We start from the raw sequence: 24136 nt of genomic DNA, 5'->3' as shown, positions 1-24136 counted from the left end.
TTGCTTTTGGTTTTATGGCTTGTAATTGTACTGGTTCTCAGATAGGATATTTCCGTTATTGTCTTTAACCAGTTCCAGTCTGTTGTTACTGTCATACTGGTAAGCAGCAGTAAATCCTTTAGGATCTGTTACGGTGCTTACTCCAACCAGCGGTTTATACGTATAAGTGGTAACCATGGCATTTGGCAGTGCTGTTCTTAAGGCGTTAAGGGCAGTAGTCAGTTCCGCTTCAGTTCCTGTGTCTGATTTGGTCTGCAGGTTTGTTACATAAGCAGTAACCTCGGTGTAAGCGGCATTTTCAATTTTGGCAATAGGCTTTGTCTGGCCGTATCCCCAGATAATGGAAACCGGCGTGCCGCTTTCAAGTGTATATTGTATAATGTTTCCTTTAGTATCATACTGGTCAAAGGTGATTTTTTTATCTGCAGCAGCTATAGCAGAAACCCCTTTATTGGCATACACATATTTAGGCAGTAATAAACTGTTTGTATTTATACTTTTCTCGTAACTGGTTTTCTGCTCAGAGAGTTTTACGGTATTTCTAAAAGTCTGCGTATCCAGAGGAGGTTCAGCCATATTAGTGGCGATTAAAGAACTTACCAATGGTTCGCCTGCCATTTCAGCATCTTTGGCATAAAAATATTTAGTTTCCAGTGTATCCAGATTTGAACTACTTGAGGTTTGTGACGATAATAATGTATGATTAATGCCTCTGTAATTATAATTAGTGGTTGTGCTTACAGGATTATTTCCATTGCTGTCATAAGCAATATCCTGAGTAGATTTTAAGTAATGCCAGAATGCATAGTTTTTATAGGCTACAATGCTCAGGTTATCAATATTATTAATATTTGTGATTGTTTTTGGGAGTGTAGCTCCATAACAAGGATGTTGATAATATTCTGTTATGTTGTTATTACCTGGGGCTATGCATTCAAAACTGTCTACTAAGGAAAAAAATAGTCCATTAATGAATTTTATATGCTTATGATTTGCAATACATCTAATCATTGAAGTTCTTTTGGTTAAGTCTGCCTCTGTACATTGATAATTAACAGGTGCTGAAAGAATTTTTTCGTAATTTTTTCTGGCACTGTAAGATATAATTTCTTTTCTTAAAGCAGATCTTTCTTCATACTCGTTTATAGTTTGTTTAACTGTTTTAAGATCTTTATTGAAATAGGTTACTTTTTTCAATAATCCATTATCCCAGCCTAAATTAGAAAAAGGGGCGCTTCTTACATCATAAGTCCCTAGCACAAAACCATCTGCCCCGTCACGGTGAACAATAAATTCGTGTTCTTCTCCTCCGTTTAAAAAAGAATCTGATCCGTATGAAATAGTTACATAATTATAAAATACATTGGAATTTCCGGTATCAAATAAAGAAGTTAAACTGCTTGAAGATAAATTTAAATAGGTTGCTGTGCTTGTTACTCCTTGAACACCAGGACCTCCTTCTAAAATTTTCTCGACTTTATATAAATCTATATAGTAAGGATCCTGTCCTTTATTTCCTGTTGATTTGGCCAGGTCGTCTTTTTTTGCATAAAAAAACCTTTTAATTACCGGAGCAGATGATGTAGAAGCATAGTCAGAGGTGCGCTGTACTCTTATACCGCCAGTAGCAACATTACCCGGTACAGTAGTAACTCCTCCAGGAAGATAATTATAATTTAGTGTTGATGAAGTACAAAACCAGTCAGAACTTAGACTAATACGGTAAGTTTGGTTTGCTGTGGCAACAAAATAGAAAACTTTAGCTCCAGAAGCAGTATTGGGTGTTATTTGATAAGGACCAGTAGCCAGAGCAGAATTATTATCTGTCCTATAAAGCGTTTCGTATCTGCTTGCTGTAGTATTATAAACACTTATGGTTGCTTTGTTTTTGCCTATGTTCAACTCTGGATCTGAACAGTAAAAGCTTACACCAGCTACAATAGGGATGTTTTGTGTTGTACCGCCATTAGTATACATGGATTGTGAAGATGCATTATTTGTTTCTTCTGTAGTTATAGCACTTATAGATTGATAAACCCTGGCAGGTTCAACAGTTATCTGACCATAATAATCATTTGGTTCATAATCGAATGTAGTATATCCTTTTGCTGGATAAGTAATTTTTGTCAGCAGACCAATTTTTGCAAAATTTCCATCAGGATCCTTATTCGCGCCATTATAATTTACAGATTGTAACTCGTAAGCCGTAAGAGCAGGTACAATATTGGTATTGCTTTTACCATTATAATAGCCCCAATGGTCCTGGCTTAAAGATAACCTTGCCGGAAAACTGTTTCTGTTGTTGTATTCAAACTGATAGTTTTGGTTGATGTCCTTAAACTGAATTTTATCAAGAAATACCCTGTTATTAGGAGTTGTGGTATAAGTAAAATTGATACGGTCAATTTCTGCGGCATTTTTATCTTTAATGGTAATTTGAGATATTTTGTTATTGCCGGTTGTTACATCTGCGCTGGAAGCAGTAAGATAGGTAAATGCAACTTCTCCATAAAAAGGGTTTGTACTTTTTATTGATTTTATTGCTTTGCCTGCTAAGCTTATGGTGTGGTCATACATTGGGCTTAAACCGCCTGTATACTGTTCAAGGTTACCAGTGGCATCATATTGAATGCGCGGGTAAAGCATTCTGTAAGTTTGGGATTGTGAAGCTGTATAAGTAGCCCCGACAGCATCATAAGTAAACTGAATTTCATCTCCTTTAGGGTGTACAATCCTGCTTATATACCATGATGAAACAGTTATATTAGGAATAGAATGACCTCCTCCTACAACTCTTTGTGTGGTGATTTCCTGATTGTCAAAATAATATTTGACACCATCAGGTGCTGTAATTACAAAATTGATACTTTCAGGGGATAGTGTATACTCAATTTTTAATTCCTGAGCCGGCATCAAAACTACACCGCCTTCGTTGTTAAGTAAAAATTTACCTGAATATTTACCAAAATTAAAACTAAAAATGTCAGATTCTGTATCCACATCATTTTCTCCAATATACTGGTAAAAATCTAAAGCGGGAGGAGAATAGCGTCCCATTGATTCTGTTATTGATATTGGAATAGGATATTCTCCTCTGGTTTCATCTGGTTTATCTCTTATTATTCTTGTAATGGTACCACCAAAACTAAGATTCCAGCTTTGTCCTACATTTGAAGAAATCTCATCCACCTTTATACCATTTGAACTGTAAAACATAGTAATAGGAACTTCTAGATTTGCCGTTTTATAGGTGTAAAGAGGAATATTTATATTTTGTGATCCTGTAAATAATCCAATAGGAGTATTCCCGTAAGTACCCAACGAGTAAGCCGTAGGGGAAGGAGGAATGATATTCGGGACATATTTACTTGGATCATTTTCAGCAATTTGTGCTTTCAAAGAGACTGTCAAGAAAAAAAGGACATAGCACAGTAATAGTTGAATAGAATTTTGAAAACTGGTTTTTTGATTAAAAGAAAATTTCAAAAAGAATAGCGGTAGAAATTTTTTCATTGGCTTAATTAGAATATAAATTAAAATTTGCACACAAATCTAATAAAGTACTCTGTTAGTTTTTTACGGGAAACCTCATTTATAATATAATTTTTATTTTTTATAAAAAAGAAGAAAGCTGTTGATTTTTTTTAATTTTTATAAAAATATATCTTTAAAACAATTAAAAATTGATAAAACAGCAATATGAAAACTTAAATATCTTTTATGAAATTCTTTTATGAGGTAAAATTTAATATTGTTGACTATTTAATTTCAGTTTTTAAATTGAAAATAGGCGTATTTTTTACAAACTATTGTAATCAACAAAATAAAAAAGGGATCCCATACAGGATCCCTTTTCACTTCAAAATTACTTATTAAAAAATTACCAGAATTTAACGTACAATGCTACGATAATCAGTAATGTAATTACAATTAAAACTGTTGTTTGTGGTTTTACTTTAAACATTTCAGAGTCTATTTCAAACGCTTTTGGATTTACTTTTGGACCAGCAAAACTGATTCCGATCATAGCTAACATCGTAAAGAAAAATGATAATCCCATACAGATGTGGAAAGGAATTTCGTATACAGGAACACCGCCTATAACTTTTCCAGTTGGCCATGCGGTATATAGTAAAGTTTCGTTTCCAAATAAAGCCGGAGCATATTCGTTGAATAATACAGATAAAAGAAATCCTAAAATTACCCCAACAATAGCGGCAGTTCCAGTAGTTCTTTTCCAGAACATACCAAGGAAGAACATAGCGAAAACTCCAGGGCTAATGAAACCAGTGTATTTTTGAATGAATGTGAATCCACCTTCTCCTCCAATTCCAAGAAGGTCATTCCATGTAAATAAAACAGCCAAAAGCATAGCAGCGAAAACAGCAATTCTACCAATATTTACCTGTTGTTTTTCGCCAGCTTGTTTTTGAATATATTTTTTATGAACATCTAAAGTATAAATAGTAGAGATACTGTTTACTTTTCCAGCTAATGAAGCTACAATTGCAGCAGTTAATGCCGCAACAGAAAGTCCTTTAAGGCCCGTTGGAAGAAACGTTAACACAGCCGAATAAGCTCCATCTTTTCCACCAACTAATTGAGGTAAATGACCGTCTTTGTACAAAACAAAAGCTGCAATTCCAGGAAGCATTACAATTAAAGGCATTAATAATTTTAGCATACCAGCAAATAAAATTCCGGTACGAGCCGTTTGTAAATCTGCACCAAGAGCTCTTTGTGTAATGTATTGGTTACATCCCCAATAGTTTAAGTTGATGATCCAGATACCTGCAAGGTAAGACATCAAACCTGGGAAAGTTAAATATTTATTGATTTCAAGTTGAGATGAAGTTGCGGTTGGTCTTGGTATAATCATTTTGAAATGTTCAGGAGCTTCTCTCATTAAAACTTTAAAACCTGCAATTGCATTTTCTCCAACTCCAAAAGCACTCCCAACAGTTGTAAGCGCAATGTATGAAGTTACTAAACCTCCAATGATTAAAACCGCTACCTGAATAACATCTGTATAAGCCACAACTTTCATTCCTCCAAGAGAAATAAATAAGGCAAACACAGCCAGACCGATCATAATAATGTGAAGATATCCTCCACCGGCAAGACCGTCAATGGCAACTGCCCCTAAATACAGGATAGAAGTTAAGTTTACAAATACATATAAAAACAACCAGAAAACAGCCATAATCAACGCAGTCGATTCGTTATAACGTGTTTTTAAGAATTGAGGCATAGTATATATCTTATTTTTAAGATACACCGGAATGAACCAAACGGCTACAATAATTAAGGCAACAGCAGCAAGCCATTCATAAGCAGCAACGGCGATTCCTAAAAAGAAACCTTCACCACTCATCCCGATGAATTGTTCTGCTGAAATGTTTGATGCAATTAACGAAGCTCCAATTGCCCACCAGGTTAAATTTCCTTCGGCAAGAAAATAAGCTTTAGCATCGTGCTCGTCTTGTTTACGTTTGCGATAAACGGTGTAACCGTAGACAGATACTACGATAAAATAAATAATAAAAACCGCATAATCTGCGAGTGCGAGGTTTGACTTCATTGTTAATAGTATTTTAGATAATTAGTATAGGTGATTGTTTAAGTTAAAAGTTGAAATTAATATTTATGTGGTTTAATGTGTTTAAAAATGAAATATGTGTTTTTATTCTGTTATTTTTTTATTAAAAAAAGAACGAAAGCCAAATTTAAAATAAAAACTTAAAAAACAATCATTTTAAATGTGCTATTTACATTTATAAACAAATTATTCTGTTAAATTTTCAAATTACAGGCTATCAGCGTAAAAATTTAGTCAATTTTTACTGCATTTTTATAATGCACTTCCGCTTGTTGTCTTAAAATTTCGGCACTTTTCTCCGGAGTAATATCTCTTTGAGATTCTCCCATCATTTCGTAACCCACCATGAATTTTTTTACAGTTGCAGAACGAAGCAATGGCGGATAAAAATGCATGTGGAAATGCCATTCCGGATGATCAAAACCATCTGTTGGTGCCTGGTGAATTCCAGACGAATATGGAAATGAAGTGTTGAATAAATTATCGTATTTGATCGTTAATTGCTTTAAAATTTTGGCGTAAGCCGAAACTTCTTCAGCCGTAAAATCAGTGATTTTGCTAATCGCTCTTTTGCTTACAATCATTGTTTCGTAAGGCCAGATTGCCCAAAACGGAACTAATGCCACAAAATATTCGTTTTCAATCACGATACGGCTTCCTACTTTTAATTCGGCCTGAACGTAATCTTCTAATAAAGTTCTTTGGTTTTTATCAAAATACGATTTTAAGCTGTTATGTGTTTTTTCAACCTGAGTTGGCAATGAAGACTGTGCCCAGATTTGTCCGTGCGGGTGCGGATTGCTGCAGCCCATAACACTTCCTTTATTTTCAAAAATCTGAACGTGGTTAATATATTTTATATTTCCTAAATCTGTATATTCCTTCTGCCAGGTTTTTACAATATTTTCAATGTCTGAAACTTCCATTTCCGGAAGCGTAAGATCGTGTCTTGGAGAAAAACAAACCACTCTCGAAATTCCCTGTTCTGGTTTTGCCTTAAAAAATGTGTGCTTAATATCTTCTTCAAAAATAATTTCATCCTGTTTTAAAGCAGCAAAATCATTGTCGAAAACAAAGCTGTTTTTGTATGCAGGATTACTTACTCCGTTTGCACGAACATTTCCCGGACATAAATAGCACTCGGGATCGTGTTTAGGAAGTGATTCTGTCGAAATGGTTTCATTTTGTCCCTGCCACGGACGTTTTGCACGATGAGGTGAAACCAAAACCCATTCATTAATTAAGGGATTAAAACGTCTGTGGGGATCTTCGTTAATGTCAAAATTTTTCATTGTGTTGTGTCGGTATTAAAGTAATGTTGTTCCGTTTGAGATTTTTACATCATAAAATTTTAATTCAATCCCAAATGTATCTAAATAAAGATTTGAAAACTTACTTTTTACCTGATTTTCATGTCCTTTTTTAATTAAATTTATGGTGCAGCCTCCAAAACCGCCTCCCATAACGCGAGAACCAATAATGGCATCATCTGCTTTTGCAGTGTCTACAAGCATGTCTAACTCAGCGCAGCTTACTTCATATTCCTGCGATAAACCATAATGCGTTTCAAAAAGCAATTGTCCTAAAAGTTCAATATCTCCATTGTCCAGCGCTTCGCAGGCTTTTATAACCCGGTTGATTTCTTTTACAACAAAATGAACTCTTTTAAAAACCGTTTCGCTCATTTTATCCTGAATACTTAAAAGCTGTTCTTCAGAACAATCCCTGAAACTTTTTACTTCAGGAAAATTACTTTTAATAATAGCCAAACCTTGTTCACACTCAATTCTGCGCGTGTTATACTCTGATGTAAAAAGAGAATGTTTTACATTACTATCCATTAAAATCAAGGAATAATCTTTAAAATCGGCATTGTGATATTCAAAATCAAGCGTGTTACAATCTAATTTTATAACTTTATTTTCAAGACCGTGAACGCTCGAAAACTGATCCATAATTCCGCAGTTAATTCCAACCCAGTGTTCTGCTTTTTGTCCTAATAATGCTATATCAACTTTTTCGATTTTTAAATCGAAAAGCTGTTTGATTCCAAATAAAGTTCCGCACTCTAAAGCTGCAGAAGAAGACAATCCGGAACCAACCGGAATATTACTGCTAAAAACACAATTGAAACCATCAAACGAATATCCGTTATCCTGCAATTGTTTTATAACACCGCGAATATAATTTGTCCAGACAACATCGCTAAGTTTTACTTCCTGAGTTAAATCAATTTCAAATTCTTCATTTAAATCAATTGCGATTACTTTTGATTTTTTTGAATTGTTTTTTTCAAATGCAAAACAAATCACTTTATCAATTGCAGCCGGTAAAACAAAACCGTCATTGTAATCAATATGTTCTCCAATAATATTAATTCTTCCCGGAGAAAGCACCACTTTTTCTGGCTTAGAGCCAAATGATTTCTCAAAAAAAGCAGTAGTATTTTGTATTAAAATATCATTCATTATAGTGTAATTGGTTCGTTGTTTTTTAGTTTATATTTTCAAATTTATAAACGGTTTTCTGGTTATATTCTTCGCCTTTTTTCAAAATAGAATTTGGAAAATGTGCCTGATTTGGAGCATCTGGAAAATTTTGATTTTCAAAACAAATGCCGCTTGTTTTATGGTAAACAACATCGTTTTTCCCTTTTAAAATATCAAAACAGTTTCCGCCTACATATATATGTACACTTGGCTGATCTGTATAAACGCTCATTTTTAAATTATTTTTTGAACTTGATAAAATTGCCGCAACGTTGTTTGTCGGTTCGATCACAAAAGAATTATCTATCGACGCTGGGCAGTTTTTAGCTGTTCTAAAATCAAATTCATGATTTGTAAGATCAATAAATTTTCCGGTTGGAATATTTTCGTGGTTTGTCTCGACTATTTTTTCGGCATCAATAAAAACGGTTTGATCTAAAACACTTCCATCGTGTCCGTCGAGATTAAAATAACTGTGATGCGTTAAATTTATAACCGTATCTTCTGTTGAAACCGCTTTATAATCTAATTTCAATTCATTTTCTTCTGTTAAAGTATACGTTAAATCAACATGTAATTCTCCCGGATAATTTTCATCTAAATCTTGACTTATTAAGCTAAATGTTATCGAAGGATTTTCTCCTAAAGTTTGATTGGTAACATTCCATACTTTTCTTCCAAAACCATTATTTCCGCCGTGAAGGGAATTTCCGTTATTGTTTTTGGCCAACTCATAGGTTTTTCCATTCAATGAAAAAGTTCCTTTATTAATTCTTCCCGCATAACGTCCAACGGTTGTTCCAAAATAAGGAGCACTTGGCAGTAAATAAGATTCTAAATAAGAAGAAACAGAATCAAAACCCAAAACCACATCAACAAGATTTCCATTTGAAACCGGAACTTGTAATGACGTCACAGTCGCTCCATAATTTGTAATCTCGACTTTCATACCATTTTTATTCGATAATTCTAAAGAAAGAATTTCGTTATTATCTGGAGTGAAACCAAAGGATTTAGAATTATAAGTTTCTTTTAAATGCGATTTATGTTTTATTTCCATGTAAATTTTGCCAAAAGTGAAATTCAAAAATAGAAACATTTCTTTAGTTTTACATACCAGTACCTACCAGTTTTTGTATATTGCACAAAATTTCACTTTTCCTATGAATATAATTTCGATTCAAAACAACATTGGTCTGCCAAAATATAAGCAGATAATTCTTTCAATAGAAAAAGCAATTGAAGAAGAAAAATTAGTAAAAGGCGACAGGCTTCCATCAGTAAATAAAGTATGTCTGGCGTTTTCATTATCACGCGATACCGTTTTGCTGGGCTATGAAGAACTCAAAAAAAGAGGGATTATTTATGCCATTCCCGGAAAAGGATATTACGTTAAAAGCGTTGAAATCACTATAAAACAAAAGATTTTTTTACTTTTTGATGAGTTGAATATTTTTAAGGAAGATATTTATAACTCGTTTTTAAACAACATTGGAAAAAATGTTCAGGTCGATATTTTCTTTCACCATTTCAATAGTCAGGTTTTTCAAAAGCTGATAAACGACAGCAACGGCAATTATACCAAATACATTTTGATGCCCACAAATTTAAAAGATATCGTTGCCTCGATAAAAACCCTACCAGTAGGTGACGTAATTATACTGGATCAAACAAATTCAGATTTAAAAATATATCCGGCAATTTATCAAAACCACCAAAAGGATATTTTTGAAGGACTGAAAAGAGGAAAAGAGCGCTTGCGTAAATACAAAAAACTGATTTTAATTTTTCCTGGTTTTCGCGAACCGCTGGGAATGAAATTGGGTTTTGAAGATTTTTGTGCCGAATATAATTTTGAATCGGAAGTTATTGCCGAATTTACAAACAGAGAAATTACCGAAGGGGATTTATATATCATTCCGAATGATCGTGATTTAGTTCGCGTAATCGAAAACGCCAGAGATAAAAACTTAAAACTCGGAGCTGATTTTGGAATTATATCTTATAATGAAACACCGCTGAAAAAAATTGCCGCGAACGGAATCACCACTATTTCGACACATTTTGAAGCCATGGGAAAAATCCTCGCCGAAATGGTTCTTAAAGGAAAAAAGGAACAAATAGAAAACAAATCATCGTTAATTATGAGAAATTCTTTGTAAAGAGTTGATAAAGAATTTTAGCAAAATGATTGTTTATATCACAGTAAAACAGCTTTTTGTTTGAAAAATCTAATAGTAAATTAATAAAAAACAATTTCTTGTTTTTGAAGATATATTTTGCTTACATTTGCAAATGTAAATTTTACACTTATTAATTTGTTTTAACGGTTAGTGTTCATAATGACCGCTTAAAGCAAGGTTAAAAAAGATAATAAATAATTTTGTTTATTTTTTTAATAGTAGTTTTATTGAAGAAAAAACCCTGAAAATTGTGGATTTCAGGGTTTTGTTTTTTATGGATATTGCCACAGATTAAAAGGATTAAAATGATTTTAAAATCTGTGCAAATCCTTTTAATCTGTGGCTAAATAAAACTTATAATCTGTAGTATCTGCGTGAGACTTTTTATAAATTCAATACAAAATCGTTAAGTAATTTTTCTTCATACTTCTCTTTATTAAAAGTGTATAAATAAGATCCTTTTCTGGACGACTGCATATCTTTTTCTTCCAGTTTATTCAGGATTTCAAGAGAATTTATTTTACTGATAAAGTTTCTCTTATCTAATTCTTTGCTTAAAATCGCTTCATACAATTCTAAAAGCTGACGCATTGTGAATTTTTCAGGCAGCAATTCAAATCCGATTGGTTTTATCGAGGTTTTATAACGAAGCCTTTTTATCGCATTTTGAACCATGTCGTTATGGTCAAAAATTAAATGCGGTGCTTCATTAATAGGAAACCATTCAGCGTGATAATTTTTAATTAATTCTTCATTGTGGTTTTCGATATTAATCAAAGCAAAATACGAAACCGAAATTGTTCTTTCGACAGGATCACGATCAATTTCACTGTAAGCATATAACTGCTCCATATAAATATCGTTAAGACCTGTATATGTATTTAAAATTCGGATAGCCGCATCGTCTAAAACTTCATCACGTTTTAAAAATCCCCCAATTAAAGACCATTTTCCCTTTTCAGGTTCAAAGTCCCTTTGAATTAAAAGTATTTTTAAACCGTCACTGTCGAATCCAAAAATAATACAATCTACCGCTAGTAAAACCTTATCGGCAGAGCTATAACTGTTTAGCATATTCAATATTTTATTGGTAAAGATATAAACTTCCTCAATTGTTTCATAATTTATTAATGTAGATTTCACACTTACAATAATAACACTTCAAAAATAGAGTTAAAAAAATCACTTTTTGGACAAAAATAACATTCATTTTTCTTTTTTAAGATTTTTTTAATTCAAAAACAGGATAATACAGGACAGTTTTTTGAAAAAAAGTTAAAACCACCAATTGTTTAAATAGGTTTTTATTTACAAAAATAGCAATTAAATTGTATTTAAATAATTAAAAAACAACTCATTTATATCTTTTTTTAATAAGGCGGTTTTTTGATTAAAAAGTGGCTTTTTGATTAAAAGTGTACTTTTTACACAATTAACGCATCAAAAAAGTTTCTTTTTTTGAAATAAATAGCAATTTTTTAAACGTTACAAATACACTTAAATTACGATATATGTTTTTTTTAAGATGTTTTTTTGTCATATTAATTTGTTTTTGCGCATTTTTTTTATTTAAATTTACAAATGTAAGATTAACACTTATTAACTAACCACAAAACCAACCTTAAACAAACCATTATGATAACAAACCAACAATTAATTTTTTACTGCAATTTTTTATTGCCAAAAAAAGACTGGATTTTAGCAATTTGCATGCTAATTTTTTCTGTTAATCAAATGTCGGCTCAAGGCAAAACGATTAGCGGAGTTGTTACTTCGGCACAAGACAATCTGCCTTTGCCGGGAGCAAACATTATGATAAAAGGAACCAAAACAGTTGTTACAACTGGATTTGACGGAGAGTATACGATTAAGGCATCTTCAACAGATGTTTTAGTTTATTCATTTATAGGATTTCAAATTCGTGAAATCCCAGTAGCAAATCAATTAAAAATAGACGTAGCCTTAAGCGAAGACACCAACAAATTAAATGAAGTTGTTGTTATTGGTTACGGAACTCAAAAGAAATCAGATTTAACCGGTTCTGTAAGTGTTGTAAACTTAGAGTCGGCAAAAAAAACAGTTACTTATGATGCGGCAAAAATGCTGCAAGGGCAAGTTCCGGGTGTAACCGTACAATCATCAGGAGAGCCGGGAGGTTTTGTCAATATCAAAATTAGAGGAATAACTTCCTTTACCAATAACAATCCGCTTTTTGTAATTGACGGTATTATGGTAGACGCTCCTTATGATTTTGCTCCGGGAGAAATAGAGTCAATGCAGGTTTTAAAAGATGCCTCTTCGGCAGCGATTTATGGTGTTCGCGGTGCAAATGGAGTTGTAATTATTACCACAAAAAAAGGTAAAGCGGGCCGAATGGACGTTAAATTCAAATCGATTGTAGGACTTCAGAATGTAGCTAAAAAATGGGATGTTACAGATCGTGAAGGTTATCAAAAAATTACCAGCGAAGCCGAAAGAAACAGAGATATTAGAGCGGGTGTTCCGGTAAGTATTGCACCGGGAAATGATCCAAACAGCCCTTCTTATATTACAAATGTAAACACAGACTGGCAAAAAGAAGCTCTGCAAACGGGAGTTGTACAAAATCAAGCGCTTACACTTAACGGAGGTGCAGAAAATATAGCCTATAGTTTTAATGTCGATTATTTTAAAAACACGAGTTATATTAAAACGCCTCAGGATTATGAAAGATTGTCTACCAATTTGAATTTAAATGGTAAAAAAGGAAAATTCAAATACGGTGTAAAAATAGGCTACACACAATCTGATAAAGAAATTTTTAATGAATACAATGCGGGGCAAACGGTTATCAGCGATATTCTGGGTGCAGTTCCAACAATGCCGGTTTATGATTCTAACCGATTGGGCGGCTACGGCGGAACAGATAATTTAACGCAAAGAGCAATTTCGATGAATCCAATTGGATATAATAATTTAATTGAAAATAATGGAAAAAGAAACCGTTTCCTTGGTGATGTATGGGGAGAAATTGAAATCGTAAAAGGATTAAAATATAAACTCGATGTAAGTTACGACAGAACCGATTGGCAAAACAGAAAATTCATTCCGCCAAGTGATTTAGGATGGTATTATATCACCACAAATGACGAAGCTTCTCTAGACATTTCTAACGGAAATGAATTAAGAACGTTTTTGAATAATTTATTAACTTATGAGGTTACGCTTGGGAAACATAAAATAGACGCTCTTGCCGGATGGATTCAGGAAAGAAGAGAAAATTACAATCACTGGTCAAGAGGAGTAGGTTTTAAACCGGGCGAAATCAGCATGATGCAGTACGCAGATTCCAGAGACGCAGGAGAATACAAGTTTACCATAACCGGAATATCGTATATCAGCAGATTAAATTATTCTTATGATGACAGATATTTGCTGCAGGCCAATTTTAGACAAGATAAAACCTCTCTTTTTAGTGAGATCAATAATTCGGCAAATTTTTATTCTTTTTCAGGAGGATGGAAAATCAGCAATGAAAAATTCATAACCTTACCAAAATGGATCAGCAATATTAAACTTCGCGGCGGTTACGGTACATTGGGTAACAATACAATTCCGCAATACTTTTTTGCTTCAACAGTGAACAGTTTCGCCGGATACGATTTCAACAACGAACTCGCGCCAGGTACAACCGTAGTAAGTTCTCTTGACCCAAATGTAAAATGGGAGAAAACAAGCAGCAATAACATTGCCTTAGAACTTGGTTTTTTTAATAACGACTTACAATTTACAGCAGAATATTTTTCTAAAAAAGTTACAGATATCTTAGTTACTGTGCCTCTGCCGTTTTCTACAGGAGCTTTTCCGGCAAGTATTTTTACTAATGCAGGAGACATGAAAAATCATGGTTTAGAATTTACAGCATCATATAGTAATCATCATCATAAATTTAAATATGATATCTCAGCCAATTTTGGAACACTGAAAAATGAAGTTACCAAAATTGGAGTGAACTCAAATCCACTTTATGGAGCAGTTTCAAAAACAGAAGTAGGAAGATCTGTGGGTGAACTTTTTGCGTGGGAAGCGATTGGTATTTTCCAAAATGCAGCTGAGGTTGCGGCTTCTCCAACACAAACGGGTGCGGCTCCCGGAGATATTAAATTTAAAGATGTAAACGGCGACGGCGCCATTACAGATGCCGATAGAACTTTTCAAGGTGTAACAATTCCTAAATATGGTTTCGGAGTGAATTTTAGCGCTTCTTATGCCAATTTTGATTTCTCAATGTTCTGGCAGGGCAGCGGCGGAAATAAAATTTTCAATGCCATGTACCGTAATTTGATGATTGGGCAATATACTAACCATCACACAGATGAATTAAATTATTGGACGCCAACCAATACAAATACGAATGTTCCGGCTCCGGTTATTGGTGATCCTAACGGAAATTCAAGAGACTCCAATAGATTTATTGAAAGCGGTGATTATGTAAGACTGCAAACAATGGAATTAGGATATAACATTCCGTTAAAAGATAAATTTATTCAAAGTGCTAAGGTTTACATAAATGGGCAGAACTTATTAACGATCACAAAATATAAGGGTTACGATCCTGATTTTAATAGTGACGGACTACTTTCAAGAGGATATGATGCAGGATCTTTTCCAAATCCAAGAACTATTTCTTTGGGTGTTGAAGTAAATTTTTAAACGAGCCTAACCAACTAAAAACGTATTAAAATGAAATATAAAATATTTAACTATATAGCGATTTTCTTTTCACTGGCTGTTGTAACAACAAGCTGTGTTGATGATGAAGATTTGACCCAACTCGACCCAAATAATGATGCAGTAGATTCTTTTTGGAAAACAGATCAGGATGCATTGGAAGGAATTAATGCCGTATACGGGAGTTTATTAACAGATGGAACGTACATGAGAAGTACGCCATTATTATTAGATGCAAAAGCCGATGATTCTCGCACAAACAGCCCTTGGCCATCTATGTACAACGTTGGACATTTTAACTCCAATGTAGCTGATGCTGCCATTTACGGATGGGCTTTTGAAACGTATTATCAAGGTATTTATCGTGCCAATCAGGTCTTGACAAATGTTCCAGATATTCAATTTGAAAATGAAGCGCTTAAAAACAGAATTTTAGGGCAAGCTTATTTTTTAAGAGGATTGTATTTATTTCACGCCGTAAATATGTTTAAAAATGTACCAATTCCGTTAGATGTTGAGGTATATCATCCGCAGAAATCAAATGAAGAAGGCTGGGCTCAAGTTATTGCCGATTTTAAAACAGCAGCCGAATTACTGCCTAATTCTTACGTTGGAGTTACAGGTCCGGATGCAGGCCAAAAAGGACGTGCTACAAAAGGAGCAGCGTTAGGATATTTAGGAAAAGCCTATTTATTTACTAAAGACTTTACAAACGCCAGAACTACTTTTAAACAAGTAATTGATTTAGGAGTGTATTCTTTAGTTTCAAACTATCGGGACAATTTTACAACAGCAAACGAAAACAATTCAGAATCCCTGTTTGAAGTGCAATTTAGCAGAGATGCCGGCGGTGTTGATTTAGGCTGGGGCGGTGCACCCGCATCTGGCTGGGGAAAAACATCTGCACGTGCCATTACGTATGCGCCAAGAGCTTTTGGATGGACAGATGTGCAGCCAACATGGGCATTATTTAATGAATTTCAGGAAGAAAAAACAAAAACAGGAGACGTTGATCCGCGTTTAGATGCCACAATATTTTACAATAAACCCGGAACAAAATTATACGGAAGAGATTTTGCTGCTTTTTATGCCTCAAGCCCAGGAGATTTAAACGATTTGTTCTGCAGAAAATATCAAAATTCTGATGGTGAATTTGCAGACGAATACGACTGGCGTTCGGGAATTAACGAACGATTGTTAAGATACGCCGATATACTTTTAATGTATGCCGAAACTTTGAACGAAACAGGCGATACACCGGGAGCATATACATACATTCAAATGGTTAGAAACCGAGTAAATCTGCCCGATTTATCAGTTACAAAACCGGGAATGAACCAAGACCAGATGAGAGAACAAATCGGGCACGAAAGATTTTTAGAATTTCCATTGGAAGGCCACCGTTTTGATGACATACGCCGCTGGGGTTGGCTTCAAAATCCAACAAAATTAGCATGGCTGAAAACAAGAGATGCTGAGTTTAATTCGTATACAGCAGGACGTGAATATTTCCCAATTCCGCAGTTAGAAATGGATAATAATCCGGGAACAAAACAGAATGACAGTTATTGAGTTTTCAGTCGCAGTCTCAGTTTTCAGTGAGACTGGGACTGTAAACTGAAAACTGAGACTGCAAACCGAGACTAAAAATAAATTTTGAGTTAGTTAGAATACCTAATATCATGTGAAGAATTCAAAATCTTCACATGATATTCCAACATTAAAAACCTATGAAAAAAGCACTATTAATTACATTTCTTATCGCCTTTTGTAATCAGGCAGGATTCTCCCAAAGCACAGTTGTTACTATAAAAAACAACGCAGATGCTCCAACAATCAACAAAAATATCTACGGGCATTTTGCAGAACATTTAGGACGCTGTATTTACGGAGGTTTTTTTGTGGGAGATACTTCAAAAATACCTAACACAAAAGGAGTTAGAAATGATATTATCGCGGCTTTAAAAGATTTAAAAATTCCAAATTTAAGATGGCCCGGAGGATGTTTTGCCGATACTTACCATTGGAAAGACGGAATTGGCCCAAAAGAACAAAGACCAACAATTGTAAACCAATGGTGGGGAGGTGTAACCGAAGATAACAGTTTTGGAACACATGACTTTTTAAACCTTTGCGAAGTACTGGGAGCAGAACCGTATTTATCAGGAAACGTAGGCAGCGGAACCGTTCAGGAATTATCAGACTGGGTTCAGTATACCAATTTTGGAGGTAAAAGTCCGATGAGTGATTTGCGTGTAAAAAACGGAAGAACAGAACCTTGGAAAGTAAAATTCTGGGGAATTGGAAACGAAGCCTGGGGCTGCGGCGGAAATATGACAGCAGATTATTACGCTGGCGAATACCGCAAATTTACCACATTTATGTCAGATTGGAATAATTCTGGCGGGATCACCCGCATCGCATCTGGAGCAAACAGCAGTGACTACAACTGGACAGAAGTTTTAATGAAAAACATTCCGCTAAATATGTTAGGCGGAGTCGGCGTTCACCATTATGCCGTAATTGACTGGGGCAAAAAAGGAGACGGAGTTAATTTTTCTGAAGAAGAATATTTCAAAACCATGCAGTCTGCCTTAAAAATGGAAGAACTGGTTACCAAACATGCAGTCGTAATGGATAAATACGATCCAGAGAAAAAAGTGGCTATGGTTGTAGATGAATGGGGCGGATGGTACGAAGTAGAAAAAGGAACAAACCCAGGATTTTTATATCAGCAAAACACGATGCGCGATGCCGTTTTAGCCGGAGCAACTTTAAACATTTTCAATAATCATGCAGACAGAGTTCGTATGGCAAATTTGGCACAATGTGTAAATGTTCTGCAAGCCGTAATCCTTACCGATAAGGCTAAAATGATTGTAACGCCAACCTATCATGTAATGAAAATGTACAGCGTTCATCAGGATGCAAAATTACTGCCAATCACTTTTCAGTCGCCATTGTATACCGTTAAAGGAGAAACACTTCCTGCGGTATCCGTTTCAGCATCAAAAGATAAAAACGGAGCCGTTCATATTTCAGTAGTCAATGTTGATGCTAAAAATAAAAACAAAATAGAAATCGACACCAACGATCTTGGCGTTAAAAACTTTACAGCAACAGTTTTAACATCAGCAAAATTGCAGGATTACAATTCATTCGATACACCAAACAAAATTGTACCAACAGTTTTTAAAGGTTTTGAAAACAAAAAAGGAAAACTTGAAATTACTATTCCTCCTTTCTCAGTAATTGTTTTAGAAGGAAAATAAAAGATAAAAAAGATGAAAAAATTAAATTCCATTTTAAAAATAGTTCCTTTCATCGGGTTTTTGGTGATAGCTGTTTTATCCGGCTGTTCCAAAGATGATCCGGCGCTAGAAACTCCTACTCCGCCCGTAGTCGTAGATCCGCCTGTGGTTACGCCAGCTTTTCCCGGGCCGACTTATGCAGATAATTATACAGCAATAGGAAGCTGGGGAAACAGAACCCAATGGAATTTAGCCAATGTACACGATCCGTCAGTAGAAAAATCGGGAGAGTATTATTATATGTACCAAACTGACGCTTCTTATGGAAATGCCCATGAAGGAAACGGACATTTTTTCTACAGAAGATCAAAAGATTTAATCAATTGGGAATTCATGGGATCTTCAATGACTCAGGCTCCGGCTTGGGTAAAAGATTCCTTAAATAATAAAAGAGCCAGAATGAATCCGGCACTTCCTCCAATTGCAAACCCAAATTATGGATATTGGGCACCATGCGTGCGTAAAGTCGGGAACATCTACAGAATGTATTACAGCATTGTAGTAACCAATCCAATTACAGGAACAGATACAAATACTTCCTGGACAGAACGTGCTTTTATAGGTTTGGCAGAAACGAATGATTTGGCTTCAAACAATTGGACAGATAAAGGAATGGTAGTCTGCTCAGAACCCGACGGCGTAAAAAGTTACGTCCGAAACGGAGGAAACGATTGGGATGCTTATTTTAAATTCAACGCCATCGATCCAAGTTTTATTGAAACTCCAGAAGGCGATCAATATTTAATTTATGGTTCATGGCATTCCGGAATTGCTGCTTTAAAGCTAAATCCGACAACCGGAAAACCAGACAAATTAAAAACAATCGATGATTACGGAACACGAATCGCCGGACGCGGAAATGTAAATACAAACCGCTGGCAGGCACTCGAAGGTCCTGAAATTATTTACAATCCAGATACGCAGTTTTATTATTTATTTCTGGCTTATGACGAATTATCGGTTGCCTATAATACTCGTGTAGCACGTTCAAAAAACATTTTAGGACCTTATGTAACCAATACAGGAATCAGTATTACCAATGGAGCAGAATGTTACCCAATGGTAACGCATCCATATCAATTTAAAAACCATACGGGCTGGGTTGGATTTTCGCACTGTGCTGTTTTTCAAAATCCTACAACCAAACAATGGTATTACGCTTCACAAGCACGATTGCCCAAAGGTGTTGCCGGAATCAACGTTTCAAACGCTGTCATGATGGGACATATTCACGGAATTCAATGGACAGAAGACGGCTGGCCTGTTGTAGAACCGGAACGCTATGCAGGAGTTCCAGCAACTACAATTGCAGAAGCCAGTTTAGTGGGAACCTGGGAACAAATTACAATGAATTACCAATATAAAACCATGCAGAAATCGGTTACGATTTATTTAACAGCCGATAAAAAAGTAAGCGGTGATGTAACCGGAACCTGGTCGTATGACGCGACTAAAAAAATTGCAACCATAAACGGAGTTAAATGTAACGTAGTTGATGCCTGGGATTGGGAATCAGCAACAAGAAAAGTGACTTTAACTTATACCGGAATAAACAGCGCAGGATTAGCCGTTTGGGGAAAGAAAATAAATTAGGGTAATGCCACAGATTTCACAGATTAAAAGGATTAAAAAATCTGTGTGATAAAAAATAAGTCACGAATTACACAAATTAAATTCGAGAAAATTGGTGCAATTCGTGGCAAAAAAAATAAAGCCAAAGATTTAAAAAAATCATTTTAATCCATTTAATCTGTGGCAAAAAAAGCAATAATAATGAAGAACCTATTTACAAGCCTATCCATTTTGCTTTTATCGATTGCAGGAACTGCCCAATCGATAAAAACAAACAATCCTATTATAAAAGACAAATACACTGGAGATCCGGCAGCATTGGTTTATAAAGACAAAGTGTATTTATATGCCGGTCACGACGAAGCACCAAATGATTTTCATTTCTATAAAATGAATGAATGGCTGGTATATTCTTCATCAGATATGAAAACGTGGGAATCGCATCCCGTGCCCCTAAAAGTAACCGATTTTAAATGGGCAAAAAATGATGCATGGGCTTCGCAGGTAATTGAAAGAAACGGAAAATTTTATTGGTATGTAACGGTCGAACATGGTTCTATACCCGGAAAATCAATTGGAGTTGCCGTTTCAGACAGTCCAACAGGCCCTTTTAAAGATGCCTTGGGAAAAGCCTTAATTACAAACGACATGACCAAATTTTCAAATATAAGCTGGGACGATATCGACCCAACAGTTTATATCGATACCGACGGACAAGCTTATTTGTTTTGGGGAAATACGGCCTGTCATTACGCCAAATTAAAAGAAAACATGATCGAAATCGACGGTGAAATTCATCACATAGAATTACCGCATTTTACCGAAGCACCATGGATTCACAAACATAAAAACTGGTATTATTTATCATACGCCTATGAATTTCCCGAAAAAATCGCATACGCGATGAGCAAATCCATTAACGGACCATGGGAATTTAAAGGAATTTTAAACGAAATCGCAGGAAACAGCAACACCAATCATCAGTCGATAATTGAGTTTAAAGGACAATCCTATTTCATTTATCACAACGGAGCATCAATTCCTGACGGAGGAAGTTTTAGAAGATCAGTCTGCGTTGATAAATTATTTTATAACAAAGACGGAACAATGAAAAGAGTAATTATGACATCAGAAGGAATTCAATGATTAGTGTTCAGTATTCAGGTTTTTAGTGATCAGTCACAGTCACAGTCACAGTTTTCAGTTTCAGTTTATATGAGCTAAAAACATTCAGCTAAAACCAAACTTAAATTTACTTATATAACTTATATGGTTTACAAAAACATAAAATACGCACTCTCTATTCTAATCTTCTGGATTGGTTTAGTTTCATATGCACAGGAAATTGTAGTACACGACCCCGTTGTCATCAAACAAAAAGATACGTATTATTTGTTCTGCACCGGAAAAGGAATAAGTGTTTTTAGTTCCAAAGATTTAAAAAACTGGAATCCCGAACCACAAGTTTTTGCAGAAAAACCAGTTTGGGCAGATGGCGTTGCAGCCGATTTCAAAAACCATATTTGGGCGCCGGATATTTCATTCCATAACAATACTTATTATCTGTATTATTCCGTTTCGGCTTTCGCCAAAAATACTTCGGCGATTGGCGTTGCGACTAATACAACTTTAGATTCAAAAGATAAAAATTACAAATGGGTCGATCAGGGAATTGTCATTCAATCGCAACCCAATCGAGATATGTGGAATGCTATTGACCCGAATTTAATCTTCGATGAAAACAATACACCATGGCTTGCTTTCGGTTCTTTTTGGGAAGGACTAAAAATGGTAAAACTAAATTCTGACTTAAAATCAATCGCACAGCCTCAGGAATGGCATACGATTTCGAAACGTAAAAGAACTTTTGAATTACCAGATTCCGATCCCGGAGATGGCGCACTCGAAGCTCCTTTTATCTTTAAGAAAAACGGTTATTATTATCAATTTCTTTCTTGGGATTTATGCTGCCGCGGAGAAAAAAGCACTTATAAAGTGGTCGTAGGAAGATCAAAAAATGTAACCGGACCTTATGTTAATAAAGACGGGAAATTATTGACAGAAGGCGGCGGAAGTGTAGTCGTTCAGGGCGATGAAAATTATTTTGGTGCAGGCCATAACAGTGTTTATACATTTGACGGTAAAGACTATATTTTTTACCATGCTTACGAAAAGAAATCAAACGGAACGCCAAGATTAGTAGTAAAAGAAATGAAATGGGACGCAGATTTATGGCCAATTTTAAAATAGAATAATCAATAGAATGAAAAAATATACTTTCATATTAATACCAATTTTAATCGCATTTTTTGTTTTGATTTCCTGCAAAGAAACCAAAAACGATGTCGTGCAGTCTACTAAAACTTCGGCCTTAAAAGCAGGTTACGAAATAGAACCAGTCAACATTCAAAATTTAAAATTGACAGATTCTTTTTGGCTGCCAATTATCAAAAGAGTGCAGGAAGTTACGATTTCATACGCCATTCAGAAATGTAATGAAGAAGGCCGTTTCGAAAATTTCTTAATTGCAGGAAAACAAAAAACAGGAGAAGTTCGCGGGCAAATGCCTTTTGACGATACCGATGTTTATAAGATTATTGAAGGTGCATCAAATACTTTAATTTCTGCTCCAAATCCTAAGTTGGAAAAAGTGCTCGATTCCCTAATTGCCATTGTAAAAATTGGTCAGGAAAAAGACGGTTATTTAACCACATGGAGAACCATAAATCCTGCAAAACCGCCAGCTCCGTGGGTTCCGGTTATAGAAGGAAAACGCTGGGAATCATTACAAATTAGCCATGAATGCTACAATGCCGGACATTTGATCGAAGCTGCCGTTGTACATTATGAAGCCACAGGAAAAAGAAATTTTCTTGATATCGCGATCAAAAATGCAGATCTGTTAGTGAAAACTTTTGGCGATAAACCGGGTCAGGTAAAAGGAGTTCCGGGACATCAAATTGTAGAAACAGGTTTGATTAAATTATATCAAATTACAGGAAAAGAAGAGTATCTAAAACTGGCAAAATACTTTCTAGACAATCGCGGAAATCCAAACAATCATAAATTATATGGCGAATATGCACAGGATCATATTCCGGTAATTCAGCAAAATGAAGTAGTTGGACATGCCGTAAGAGCTGTTTATATGTACGCAGGAATGACTGATATTGCCGCCATGACAAAAGATCAAGGTTATACTAATGCCGTAAATAATTTATGGGAAAACATGGTAAACAAAAAAATGTACATCACAGGTGGAATTGGTTCAAGACATGACGGAGAAGCTTTTGGAGCCAATTACGAATTGCCAAACTTAACCGCATACAACGAAACCTGCGCTGCAATTGGCGACGTTTACTGGAACCACAGACTGCATAATTTATACGGAAAATCACAATATTTTGATGTGATCGAAAGAACCATGTACAACGGATTAATCTCTGGAATTTCGTTAGATGGAAAAGAATTTTTCTATCCAAATGCCTTAGAAGCCGATGGTGTTTTTAAATCAAACAGAGGCTCTTGTACGCGTCAGGCTTGGTTTGACTGTTCTTGCTGCCCAACCAATTTAATTCGTTTTATTCCGTCGATTCCGGGGCTTATTTATTCGAAATCAAAAGATGTTTTATATGTGAATTTGTATGCTTCAAACAACGCATCATTCGCTCTAGGAAAAACCGATTTACAGATTTCACAACAAACATCTTATCCTTGGAATGGAAAAATTACAATCTCAGTAAATCCAAAAAAAGAAAGCCAATTCACAATTAAATTTAGAGTTCCGGGCTGGGCAAGAAATGAAGTTTTACCGGGAGATTTATATTCTTATAAAAAAGCTTCAACTGAAAAACCAACTATTAGTTTGAATGGAGAAACATTGACAATTCAGCCTGAAAATGGATATTATATCATTACAAGAAATTGGAAAAAAGGCGATAAAATCAATCTTAATTTCCCAATGGAAGTTCAGGAAGTAGAAACGAATTCAAAAGTAGAAACTAATAAAAATAAAGTTTCTTTAGAATACGGGCCAATCGTTTACGCCGTAGAAGAAATCGACAACAAAACCAATTTCGACAAAATAAATGTAGCGTCTGAAGATACTTTCAAAGTAAAAAAAGAAGCCAATTTATTGCAAGGCGTAAACGTCATCGAAAATGAAAAATTCAAAGCAATTCCATATTATTCTTGGTCAAATCGCGGAGTTGGGAAAATGAAAGTTTGGTTGGACTATAAGAACTAAGATTCTATTCCTGCAAGGTTTCCAAA

14 protein-coding genes are annotated in these 24136 nt (G+C 35.0%); 8 read left to right on the top strand and 6 right to left on the bottom strand.

Annotated features, from left to right (window positions below; genetic code table 11):
* Nucleotides 1–12: 12 nt before the first annotated feature.
* The 5 genes from ACODSB_RS03740 to ACODSB_RS03720 form a co-directional block, all read right to left on the bottom strand.
* The gene (locus ACODSB_RS03740; protein ID WP_488936062.1) at nt 13–3399 is read right to left on the bottom strand and encodes an RHS repeat domain-containing protein; all 3387 of its coding nucleotides are present in this window, start codon (nt 3397–3399) and stop codon (nt 13–15) included.
* A gap of 481 nt (nt 3400–3880) precedes the next feature.
* Nucleotides 3881–5581 (bottom strand): sodium/sugar symporter, encoded by a 1701-nt coding sequence (locus tag ACODSB_RS03735; protein ID WP_488936061.1) that lies wholly within the window; start codon nt 5579–5581, stop codon nt 3881–3883.
* Between the two features lie 248 nt (nt 5582–5829).
* Nucleotides 5830–6891, bottom strand: a complete 1062-nt coding sequence (locus ACODSB_RS03730; protein ID WP_488936060.1) for a UDP-glucose--hexose-1-phosphate uridylyltransferase — start codon at nt 6889–6891, stop codon at nt 5830–5832.
* Nucleotides 6892–6906: 15 nt separating this feature from the next.
* Complete coding sequence (galK, locus tag ACODSB_RS03725) at nt 6907–8067, bottom strand: galactokinase (protein ID WP_053472927.1); 1161 nt, start codon at nt 8065–8067, stop codon at nt 6907–6909.
* Nucleotides 8068–8092: 25 nt separating this feature from the next.
* Nucleotides 8093–9148, bottom strand: coding sequence for an aldose epimerase family protein (locus ACODSB_RS03720; protein ID WP_488936059.1), 1056 nt, complete (start codon nt 9146–9148; stop codon nt 8093–8095).
* A 103-nt stretch (nt 9149–9251) separates the two neighbouring features.
* On the opposite strand from ACODSB_RS03720, the gene ACODSB_RS03715 reads away from it, so the two are divergent.
* Nucleotides 9252–10250 carry a GntR family transcriptional regulator gene (locus ACODSB_RS03715; RefSeq protein ID WP_488936058.1) on the top strand — a complete coding sequence of 333 codons (999 nt, stop codon included), beginning with the start codon at nt 9252–9254 and terminating at the stop codon, nt 10248–10250.
* 405 nt (nt 10251–10655) lie between these two features.
* Here ACODSB_RS03715 and ACODSB_RS03710 read toward each other — a convergent pair whose 3' ends face one another.
* On the bottom strand, nt 10656–11345 hold the full coding sequence (locus tag ACODSB_RS03710; RefSeq protein ID WP_053473033.1) for an NUDIX hydrolase: 690 nt from the start codon (nt 11343–11345) through the stop codon (nt 10656–10658).
* Between the two features lie 561 nt (nt 11346–11906).
* On the opposite strand from ACODSB_RS03710, the gene ACODSB_RS03705 reads away from it, so the two are divergent.
* The 7 genes from ACODSB_RS03705 (at nt 11907) to ACODSB_RS03675 (ending at nt 24110) form a co-directional block, all read left to right on the top strand.
* Complete coding sequence (locus ACODSB_RS03705; RefSeq protein ID WP_488936057.1) at nt 11907–14963, top strand: SusC/RagA family TonB-linked outer membrane protein; 3057 nt, start codon at nt 11907–11909, stop codon at nt 14961–14963.
* A 30-nt stretch (nt 14964–14993) separates the two neighbouring features.
* Nucleotides 14994–16553, top strand: a complete 1560-nt coding sequence (locus ACODSB_RS03700; RefSeq protein ID WP_053472923.1) for a RagB/SusD family nutrient uptake outer membrane protein — start codon at nt 14994–14996, stop codon at nt 16551–16553.
* 158 nt (nt 16554–16711) lie between these two features.
* Nucleotides 16712–18253, top strand: coding sequence for an alpha-N-arabinofuranosidase (locus ACODSB_RS03695; protein ID WP_488936056.1), 1542 nt, complete (start codon nt 16712–16714; stop codon nt 18251–18253).
* A gap of 12 nt (nt 18254–18265) precedes the next feature.
* Nucleotides 18266–19885 carry an arabinan endo-1,5-alpha-L-arabinosidase gene (locus ACODSB_RS03690; RefSeq protein WP_488936055.1) on the top strand — a complete coding sequence of 540 codons (1620 nt, stop codon included), beginning with the start codon at nt 18266–18268 and terminating at the stop codon, nt 19883–19885.
* Nucleotides 19886–20065: 180 nt separating this feature from the next.
* Nucleotides 20066–21010, top strand: a complete 945-nt coding sequence (locus ACODSB_RS03685; protein ID WP_488936054.1) for a glycoside hydrolase family 43 protein — start codon at nt 20066–20068, stop codon at nt 21008–21010.
* A 123-nt stretch (nt 21011–21133) separates the two neighbouring features.
* Nucleotides 21134–22114, top strand: coding sequence for an arabinan endo-1,5-alpha-L-arabinosidase (locus tag ACODSB_RS03680; RefSeq protein WP_488936053.1), 981 nt, complete (start codon nt 21134–21136; stop codon nt 22112–22114).
* A gap of 13 nt (nt 22115–22127) precedes the next feature.
* Nucleotides 22128–24110, top strand: a complete 1983-nt coding sequence (locus ACODSB_RS03675) for a glycoside hydrolase family 127 protein (protein ID WP_488936052.1) — start codon at nt 22128–22130, stop codon at nt 24108–24110.
* Nucleotides 24111–24136 lie beyond the last annotated feature (26 nt).

The sequence above is a fragment of the Flavobacterium sp. FG68 genome (assembly GCF_057808895.1).
Note: the sequence above shows the minus strand (reverse complement) of the source record. Positions and strands in the feature narration are given on the sequence as shown.

Excerpts from the sequence above, each read along its gene's own strand:
- ACODSB_RS03735 (WP_488936061.1), bottom strand. The coding sequence starts at position 5,581 with ATGAAGTCAAACCTCGCACTCGCAGATTATGCGGTTTTTATTATTTAT.
- ACODSB_RS03730 (WP_488936060.1), bottom strand. The coding sequence starts at position 6,891 with ATGAAAAATTTTGACATTAACGAAGATCCCCACAGACGTTTTAATCCC.
- galK (WP_053472927.1), bottom strand. The coding sequence starts at position 8,067 with ATGAATGATATTTTAATACAAAATACTACTGCTTTTTTTGAGAAATCA.
- ACODSB_RS03720 (WP_488936059.1), bottom strand. The coding sequence starts at position 9,148 with ATGGAAATAAAACATAAATCGCATTTAAAAGAAACTTATAATTCTAAA.
- ACODSB_RS03715 (WP_488936058.1), top strand. The coding sequence starts at position 9,252 with ATGAATATAATTTCGATTCAAAACAACATTGGTCTGCCAAAATATAAG.
- ACODSB_RS03710 (WP_053473033.1), bottom strand. The coding sequence starts at position 11,345 with ATGCTAAACAGTTATAGCTCTGCCGATAAGGTTTTACTAGCGGTAGAT.
- ACODSB_RS03705 (WP_488936057.1), top strand. The coding sequence starts at position 11,907 with ATGATAACAAACCAACAATTAATTTTTTACTGCAATTTTTTATTGCCA.
- ACODSB_RS03700 (WP_053472923.1), top strand. The coding sequence starts at position 14,994 with ATGAAATATAAAATATTTAACTATATAGCGATTTTCTTTTCACTGGCT.
- ACODSB_RS03695 (WP_488936056.1), top strand. The coding sequence starts at position 16,712 with ATGAAAAAAGCACTATTAATTACATTTCTTATCGCCTTTTGTAATCAG.
- ACODSB_RS03690 (WP_488936055.1), top strand. The coding sequence starts at position 18,266 with ATGAAAAAATTAAATTCCATTTTAAAAATAGTTCCTTTCATCGGGTTT.
- ACODSB_RS03685 (WP_488936054.1), top strand. The coding sequence starts at position 20,066 with ATGAAGAACCTATTTACAAGCCTATCCATTTTGCTTTTATCGATTGCA.
- ACODSB_RS03680 (WP_488936053.1), top strand. The coding sequence starts at position 21,134 with ATGGTTTACAAAAACATAAAATACGCACTCTCTATTCTAATCTTCTGG.
- ACODSB_RS03675 (WP_488936052.1), top strand. The coding sequence starts at position 22,128 with ATGAAAAAATATACTTTCATATTAATACCAATTTTAATCGCATTTTTT.